Genomic DNA, 9199 nt, shown 5'->3' with positions numbered 1-9199 from the left:
TGAAGCTCGTTCAAGAACTGCCAGTGCCGCCGCAACCTCCGATACGTCGCAGACCGCAACAACCCCGCCTTCTCGTCTGTGAAATGCGTCTCGGGATGAATGAGGCCGACCGAACCTGTTGATTTGGCGTTTCGCCAGGTCCGTTCCATGAAACACCGGTAGAGGTCCGGCTGGAGGCCTTTCAGATGCGGGTACATCCGCTCGTCGCCGACAAATGCCGCGGTGCAGGCAACTTCGGCTGTCCCGCCGATAACCAGATCACGAATCCCCGGCCGGTCCAAAGCTGCCTCCCGGTGCTGGGCAACTTCGGCTTGCGTCGCCTTCGCCTTCAATGAGAACCACGGGTCGCCCTCGGCGAGCAGCGCCTCGACATCCGAGCGGGGCCGCACCCAGGGCGGGTTTCCGACCTGTAGATCGAATCCGCCGTTCTCGAAGACCGGCGCGAATTCGAGCTCCCAGTGGAAGAACCCGTACCGATTCGCGATGCGTTCGCATTCGCCCAACCACGGATTGTCGGCCACAAGCCGTGGAACGTCCGCAACAAAAGCAAAGGCCAGATCGGTTGCCTCGGCCTCTTCCAATTCGTCCCAAGTAACGGCGTCGCCGAAAGTCAGCTGCTCTTCGTGCCCACGCTTCACCTTGCCCTCAACTCCGAGCAGGGCCTTCATCACCTCGATCCACTGGCCAACCGTCGGCGGGGCAACATCGGTGGTCAGCGGCCAGAACCACAGCGCGCACCACGCGTCCATGGCACGGCGAAGACGCCGGTAGGCACCGCTCGAATCCGCAAGCGAAGCCTCGACCTGCTCGCGGGTAACAGCGCCACCGACGGGGAGGTCTGTGGCACCCCATACCTCGATGTTGCGCCGGATTTCCGCCTCGGCGATCTGTAGACGGCGGGCCGCGAAATCCCAGAGTCGTTCGGCACGACTCGTCAGCGCCTTCAATTCCTTGACCTGCGCCGCAGTCAGCTTTGGCTTGAGCACCTTGCGCCACTCCTGCAAGCGCTTCAGTTCAACGGGCGCAAGAGTCTTTGCCTCCTTCGCCTCGACCGTGCTCCCCCAGCCGGCGCTCGGCTTCAGAAACTCAAATACGCCACCGTCCAGTACCTTTCGGGCGCCGATAAGGGAGTTTCCGCGCCGCAGATGCAGACCGAACCACGGCGCCGCCAGACCCTTGCCCATGGTCGCCAGCCACAGGGAGATTTCCGCGAATTCGACCGCCGTCGCATTCAGGTCTACCCCGTAGACCTGATGTAATGCCAAGTACGCCTTGACCTTTTGCAGTTCTGCCGCGTACTGGTCCGGGTCGATGCGCTCGCCCAGTTCGTGCTGGCGGCGGGTGAGGTATTGCTCGGCGAGCTGCGTCACGGCCTCGATCGCGAACGCCCCGGACCCGAGTGCGGGCTCGCACACAGTGAGGTCGAGAATCTCGCGGGCAGTCGTCGTTCTGCCGTCCTGGTCGAGCAGCTCCGCGAGGGCTTGACTCACCGTGAAGCGGGTCAACACCTCAGGGGTGTAGTAGGAGGCCGATTGCTGGCGTTCACGGCCGGCCAGCCGGAACACGAAGGTTCCGCGCTGGTGCAAAACTGGCTTGCTCTCGCCAGTGTTCTCGTCGACGGCACGGACGAAGTCGGCCTCGCTGATGCCGTCGATCCGATCATGCGGAACGACCCAGGAGCCTTTCGACGAATCCCCGTTCTTCGCAACCTCATACAAGTCAGTCCCGGCAAAAAAGCCGGTGTAACTCATCAGGCCCTCGTATACGGCGCCGAGTTGGTTGATGCCCAGCTCCGCGTACGAGATGAAGCCACGGTCGCGGCCGGCCTGCTTCTTGCTGAGCAGCAGATGTCGCAGCACCCGCTGCAGCTCACCGTTGCCGAGCTTCACCTCGTCGATCAACGCGGTGGCGCGACCGAGGAACAGGTCGGCTTTCAGCGCGTTGAACGTCAACCCTTGTGCACGCGAACCTTCTTCGTCGTTCTCGACGCCGCCGTCATGTCCCTTGTCGATACGCGTGAACAGCACACCCAGCGAATCGAACAGATGGGTCCCATTCAGTGACCGTGGGCTTGCCAACTCAACGAGAGTCAGATCACGCAGCCGGTCCAGGCTGTAGCCACGCTCGTAGGCATGTTCACCGACCGGCAGCACACCCATCTCGGGCGACGCTTCGGCATAGAGCAGAAACAGGATTCGGTACAGGAAGCGCAGCGACTGCCGCGCCAGCACCTGGGCCTGATCCTGCGGCAGCGGTTCCAGACCCTGTGCCCGGCGGCGGCTCACCACCTCGTTGGCGATGATCTCGATCGACAACCGCACACCTTCACGCAGGTCCTGCGAGACACCGACGGTGTGCTTGACCGATTCGTCGAAAACGTCTGTCCACCAGATGTTTCCCTCGGCGTCCGGAGCCACCGACTCAGCACATATGCAGGCCAAGGCGGTGTCGATTTCACCGGCCTTGGTGGCGTCCGCGCGCTCCCCCACCAGCTGCAAATCAACAGCGAGGTAACGGCCTTCGGGCCAGCGTTCGCGCTCGGCCAGCAGCACAATCGACCCGGCGAAAACCAGTGCGAACTGAGGTCCATCCTCGGCGACAAACAGGTGCGACAGCAGTCGGGCCACCGAAGTCAGCTCGGTCTTCTCATCCACCGAGAACGGCTGCAGCAGATTGTCGTTGTCCTTGTCGAGCAACGCCTCCAACTCTTGGTTCGCCTGCGCGTCGATCAGCGCCAACGGCGCGGCACCGGACAGGCCGCTGGCACGGATGGTCAGGATGGAATCCCTTGGCTCGATGTCGAATCCGAGTCCCTCGAATCCCAGAGCGGTGCGCAGTTGGCCATAGAGGCCGGGCAGGTCGACGGTGCCTTCATCGAGCGCCGCGAAGGACTTGCCCAGCTGGTCGCGGGCCTCCATATAGCGCGATCGGACCGTCGGCTCGACGCTGGCTTTCACCTCGTCCCACACCTTACGGCAGGCCAGAACCCGCGAGCGAAATGACTGCTTGGTCGCGTCGGTGCCGAAGTAGTGCTCGCTGACGAACTCGCCGCCGAGGATGATCGCGTCACTCATCGGCTCTCTCCGATCAGGTCAGCCACGGATGTACCAGCAGGGATGACCACGAGCAGAGGCCGGATCAACGTCCGGTCCGGATTCATCTCCTCGGCCAGCACAGCCTCTTCGCGCACGCGGGTCCGCCTGTCCTTCAATTCTTTTCGCTGGACGAGCGCGTCGGCTTCGTCGTCCCACTTCTTGCTGCGCTCCACCCAGCGGTCGATGCGGCCGCGTGTCTCGGCCTTGATGGCATCGATCTGGCCCTCGACCACCGCCTCCGCCGAGGCCACCGCATGCTTCACGTACGGCTGCAGCTGATCGGCGTCCGCGATGTCGCCGGTGTTGATGCTTGCCAGCTTGAGGTGACCGATAGCCTCCTCGGCGGACGGATAGGGACGGGCGAATCCGCTGAATGCGTAGGGAAATTCGACGTTGATATAGCTCGACGCGACAACCTGCCCGAGCGTGTTCGTCAGGGTAGCCTGCGCTAGGACGGTCGGAGCATTGACGTCGCCGCGCACCACGAACACCTCGTTGCGGCCGAGCTCGGCCAGTGCCCGGTCGCTGGCCCAGTCCATAATCGGGTGCAGCGGCGCGAGGTAATGCGCCTCCGGCCATGCCGAGGTGGACTGTCCCGACCGAGCCGCCGTGAGCTCCTGCTGCCCGCGCGCCACTGTGAACGCCAACCGGAACAGCTCAGTTACCTTGCGCGCCGACAAGTAGGACTGCGGCAGCACCTGCAGGCGCTGTTTCAAGTCCTTCGGCGGTTTGAGCACCGCGGACTTGTGCTGGTCGTTGCGCTGCCACGCCACTCCCAACGGCGGCTCCAGACCCGGTGTCTTAAGGAACTCGTCGAGGGCGTCGGACAGATAGTCGATATCGGTGGCATAGATGCCTCGGTGCTCCGTCGTCGGCTGTTCCGACGCGGCCTGGGTGGGCATCGTCATCAGGCGAGCCAGCAGTCCGTCCATGCCGCCGGACGCCTGCACCTGGGCGACCGTCTTGACGACATCGTCAAGATTTTTCTTGCGGGCCAGCACATCTCGGATCGCGTCCTCTTCGGCCTTGACCTCGTAGGTTCCGATTAGCGACGCCGAGTCACCGAGAGCCTTGTGCGCTTCGTGTTCACGCTCGATCAGGCGGGTGAGAACCCTGATGTCCCCAGCAAATTCGTCAGTGTCGGGCTCCAACAGCAGCGTGGTGATCTCCGGGCGATGCTTCTGGCCGTAACGGTCGATGCGCCCGTTGCGCTGCTCGATCCTGATGAGCGACCATGGTATGTCGAAGTGGATCAGGTGGTGGCACTGGCTGTGCAAGTTCACGCCTTCGGAGGCGACATCGCCGGTGACCAGGATGCGAATCGGCGAGGATTCCAGCTTGAAAGACTCCACAATGTCCTGCTGCTCAACATCCGACAGACCACCGTGCAGGATCGCTACCTGATCCTTGGTGATCCCGAAGTCCTTCATTAGGCGCTTCTGCAGCCAACCTAGGGTGGCCACCCGTTCGGCGAACACGACCGCGCGGGTCGCATTACCTTTCCTGACACCGATTTTGGCGAGATACTCGACCAGAGCGTCGTACTTCGCGGATTTTCCGGCCTCGGCCTGCTGAGCGAGTGTCAGCAGATTATTCAGTGCGGCTTGCTCTTTCGGCTCCACCTGCCGCTTGAGACGTTCCTTGCAGGACTGGGCGAGCGCGGCGGGCGACGATAGGAATGCCTTGGCGAGGGTCCACGGAAACAGCGGGACGCTGGTCGGCGCGCTGCCCTGTGGGTGCAGCCACACATCATTGAGCTCACGGGCGATCTGATTCTCGATCGGCGAAGCCTTGACGAGCAGATTGCGTGGCTCCAGACGCTCGGCCCAGTCCGAACCGACCTCGCCCTTCACATCCGGGTGATGACGGTGCCGGCGGATGATGAGGCGCCTGACCTGCTCTTCGTCGATGGTGCCGTCGGCCTTCACCGCGCTGGGTTCGAGCATGCGGATCAGCTCGGCGAACGACTCGGCCTTACCGTTGTGCGGGGTTGCCGAGGCGAGGATCAACGCGTCAGACCGGGCGGCCAGTAGACGAGCCAAGCGGTTGTTCTGCGACATCGCGTTGGTGACGTTGTGCGACTCGTCGATGACCACCGCGTCCCAGCGCTGCTTGCGCAGATGCGCAATGTACTTGTCGCTCTTGAGCGTATCGATCGAGATGATGATCCGCTTGTAGTACGTGAACGGGTTGCGATTGGCCGGTAGCTCGCGGCGAATGCGCTGAATACCTGCCGAGTCCAGCCGGACGAACGGCAGGGCGAAGCGGGTCCACATCTCCATCTGGAACTGCTCGAGCACGTGTTTTGGGGTGACTACCAGGATGCGTTCACCGCGGCCGCGGCGGACCAGCTCCGCGAGGATCATGCCGATTTCGAGGGTCTTGCCGAGGCCGACAGCATCGGCGAGCAGGATGCGCGGCCGCAGATTGTCGGGGTCGAGGGCTTGCCGCACGGCCTTGAGCTGGTACTTGAGCGTGTCGGCGAGACCTCGATTGGCGACCGTCAGTTCGGGGTCGGCGATCGGCACGGGCGTCTTGCGCAGCATCGCTTCCAGCCAGAGTTTCGTCTTGCGGAAGCCATGAGAGTCGTCACCCTTGACCTGCACCCCTGCCGGGTCGGATTCGATGATCTCGTCCAGTGCGGTCGAGAACGTCGCCTCAGTGTCGCGGACCAACTCAGACAGGCCGACTACGTGGACAAAGAAGCCGTCGGTCGCTGGGTCGATCTTGGTGACGAGCCAATCCTCGTCGCGGACAACAACAGTGGAACCTGGGGCGGCGGTAAAAGTTGCGGTCAACCTCGTGTTCCTCCTGTACGCACACCCGAGCAACGAATCGTCATCCGTTTCCCGTCGGCCCAGGCCAGACAGCGCAGACCGCCGCGGCCATTCTCCGTGAGCGTTCCGCAATATCGTCGTCGGTCCAGGATTCGACATGGTCCTTCAGGATTGATTTATTCAGGACGAGCAGGCTGAAGGAATCAATCAGGCTGCGCTTACCCATGCCAGGCTGACCACCTTCCATCAGCCCCGTTGCCTGCACGTCAGTCCAAGGCCTGTTCGACAGCGACGCGTTGAGCGATTTGGTCACCAGCGTCAGATTTCCAATCGTATTGATGTATTTGTCGCGCTTCGCCGCGTCTTCGGGCGACATCGGAGGCACCGTGTCCCAGTGAGTGCGCCAGCCACGGGGCATAACATGTTCGATCTCCAAACCAGCCGGCAACGAGATGTCTTCATACATTGCACTTTGTGCGCGCAAGTGGTGCTCAATGGCTCCGAGCACCACGCGCAGTCGGCCCTGGCGAATTACGCCGTAGAGCTTAACTTCCGGAAGCTGCGTCCGTAGATCGAGATCGGTGGGCCAGAGGCGGGTCTCGGCGGTCTGTGAGGCGAGATACTCACGCAGCTTCTCACCTACCTCGGCTGCACTAATGTCGTTGAGCGACTTAAGGATCGCGACGACAAACTTGTTGACGTCCTTGGTCGTCATGCGTAGCAATGTCCTACGAATGACCCAGCTCTCCAGTGATTCGAAGCCGATCCGCAGCTGACGAGCTGGAACGTGGTGGTTCGGCGACAACAGCCACAGAAACACCGGCGTGATGGCGGCGAGCTCCATCGTCTCGATGACTCGGGAATAAAAACGACCTTCGGGCGTCGTCGGAGCGAGTTGCGCGAAGGTTCGATAGGAATCGGCATCCTGCCGAAGCTCAGCCAGGAGGGCGTCGGCGCAACCTGCTGACGTGAAGTGAGGTCCGGCGTAGGAAACGAAGATTCGGAAAATGTCCTCTGCCTTGACCTCGTCCTGGGTCCGCATGGTCAGCCAGTATTGGAGGAAGATGTCGATGCGAGACCTCACATGCCGGCCTTGCGCTATTTCCTCCCGCCACCACGCATCGTCAAACTCGGCCCAATGGGTAACCGACCACTTCTCGACAGTCGCCCCAATGGCTTCACCCGTTCGGAAGACCCAGTTCTTGATCAAATCGGCCTTCAACAGAGGAGTTCCACGATCGTTCAGGGTCTCGAAGATCAGCTGTGCGTCATCGTGACCAGTGAGGTCGATCGCGACGAGTATCAGTCGGTCCTGCAATGTGGAGGTCAGCGCTTCGACGCGCAATCCCTCGGTGCTCGGCGGAACATCCCCGTCGTCATCCGGTTCGCCGCTCAGCCAACGAGTAGCTTCTCGTCGAAAGAATTTGTGAGCATCCAGGATTCGGTGCTCGCCATCACTGGGCGCCGCCGGGTCCATGGCTGCGGCAAAGGCCAGGCGATCGGCTTGCGACGGCCAGAGCTTGAACCGTTCGCGCTGGTCTATGAACGCCTTTTGCTTGTTGAGGATGAGGCCTTCCAGCGCCTCTGCAAGATCTTCGTGACCACGCTCGTCGATCACCTGCTGGACTGCGTCAAGCAGCAATTGCAGGGTAGTCATGCGTTGTTGACCGTCGATGACCTCATGACGGGTCACGTCGCCGGTGACCGGCGGCCTTGTCTCGTAAACCACCGCGCCGAGAAAGTGCTGTCGGATTGCGGGTTCTGTGCCAGATTCCTTTGCTGCAATATAGCTTTCTGCGACCCGGAGCACGTCGTCCCACAGCGGTGCCCACTGATCTTCTTCATTCCAGACATACGGCCGCTGAAAGGCGGGGATCTCGTAATGTTCTTTGCCCTCGAACAGCACTCGGGGGCTACGGGGATGCGCTTCCATGCCTCAGGACCTCACGCGACCGATGCCGGGAGCACCAGAGTTCCGATCTGCTGCGCCAGCGGGCTGATCGCACCGAGCGAGATTCCCCTCGACCGATCGACATTGACCGACAGCGGATGAGCCTCAACCGTAGCTACCCGGGAGTCCGCGAACGCCGCCAGTGCAGAACGCGTCTCAGTGAGACGCGCAGGTGTCAGCTCGTCAGCCGTCGGGACCGCCACAATCAAACCTTCTTCGGTCCCGAGCATCCAAACGGAACTAGCACGTCGTCGTGGCCGTCGTTCACCTGTTCCTCACTCATCATTACCCGTCATTTTTGGCATCGGTGGGAGTGTAGGACCACCTACCGACGGAGATGTGTTCTCGACGCTATGTGCAAAGTTTGACATGCCACCAGAGCATCAATCTCGGGGCACCCACTGATCGCTTTGCGGGTTGCCTGCGCAATCCCATCGAACGGGCCACGCAGCGCGTAAGCACCGGACCCGTTCAGGAGATCGTCGTCCCTCTGCCCTCGGGCTCGCCGGCGGCTGCCGGACACCGCTACGCGCGAGGCGGGGATGGAACGACTGCCGAACCCGCCGTTGCGCAGAGAAAGTGCGGGTAGCGGCCTGCTGGAATGGCGTTTCGGCGATAGCTACCCGAGTAAGCCCGAGCCCTGGGCGACGAACGCCAGTCCGACGAGCGTCACGATCGCCACCACGATCTGCTGCCGGTAGCCGCCGACCCTGTCGTGCACTTTCCGCAGTGCCGCTTGGGTTTTCACCGGGGAGACGACGTTGCAGAGCAGCACCACTTCCACGACGGCGAGGCTCACCACGATGAAAACCAGTGCGACGCCGATCTGCGTGCCGATGGCGGCGCCGGATGCCAGGATCGTCGTCAGGGCGAACAGCACCAGCGACGGGTTGGGGCCGGCCCAGAAGCCGATCACCGCGGCGACCCACAGCGCCCCGCTCTCCCAGGCCCGTTGCGCCCGTCCCAGCAATCCGCCCCGTGGCGGCGCGTCGGGGTCGCGCTGCAACAGTTTCGAGATGGGTGAGGCGTCCGTGTCCGGCGCGCGCCGGCGCGTCACCATCCGCATGGCCGTCACCGCCGCGATGACCAGCAGCAGCACGCCGACGAACACCTGGACATGCCGCATGGTCGCGCTCGCGGTGGTGCGGGGATTGGCCAGATCGTGCACCCACGCCAGATCGGTGAAATGCAGCGCCAGCAGCGGGAGCAACAGCAGCATGACGCTCGCGGTCACACATCCGACCCAGTACACCAGCAGGTTCTGCGCCGGCCGTGGCCGGGAGATCAGCAGCAGGTTGACCCCGAGACGTACCGGATCGAACGCGATCGGCAGCGCCAGCACCGCCACAGAACCCCACATTGCCGCCAACTTACCG

General features: G+C 62.6%; 5 protein-coding genes. All 5 read right to left on the bottom strand.

Annotated features, from left to right (window positions below):
* Positions 1-2738: Eco57I restriction-modification methylase domain-containing protein (locus ACJH7A_RS17705; RefSeq protein ID WP_406802440.1), on the bottom strand; the 2738-nt coding region annotated here is incomplete at its 3' end.
* Between the two features lie 332 nt (positions 2739-3070).
* Complete coding sequence (locus ACJH7A_RS17700; RefSeq protein ID WP_064858423.1) at positions 3071-5893, bottom strand: helicase-related protein; 2823 nt, start codon at positions 5891-5893, stop codon at positions 3071-3073.
* 40 nt (positions 5894-5933) lie between these two features.
* Complete coding sequence (locus tag ACJH7A_RS17695) at positions 5934-7805, bottom strand: DUF262 domain-containing protein (RefSeq protein ID WP_135357872.1); 1872 nt, start codon at positions 7803-7805, stop codon at positions 5934-5936.
* 11 nt (positions 7806-7816) lie between these two features.
* The gene (locus ACJH7A_RS17690) at positions 7817-8053 is read right to left on the bottom strand and encodes a hypothetical protein (RefSeq protein ID WP_135357871.1); all 237 of its coding nucleotides are present in this window, start codon (positions 8051-8053) and stop codon (positions 7817-7819) included.
* A gap of 389 nt (positions 8054-8442) precedes the next feature.
* On the bottom strand, positions 8443-9183 hold the full coding sequence (locus tag ACJH7A_RS17685; protein WP_064857867.1) for a GAP family protein: 741 nt from the start codon (positions 9181-9183) through the stop codon (positions 8443-8445).
* Positions 9184-9199 lie beyond the last annotated feature (16 nt).

Origin of the sequence: Mycobacterium sp. SMC-17, assembly GCF_045310915.1 — a bacterium.
GTDB lineage: Bacteria > Actinomycetota > Actinomycetes > Mycobacteriales > Mycobacteriaceae > Mycobacterium.
The sequence above is the reverse complement of the archived record's forward strand: the minus strand, read 5'-3'. Positions and strand labels throughout refer to the sequence as shown.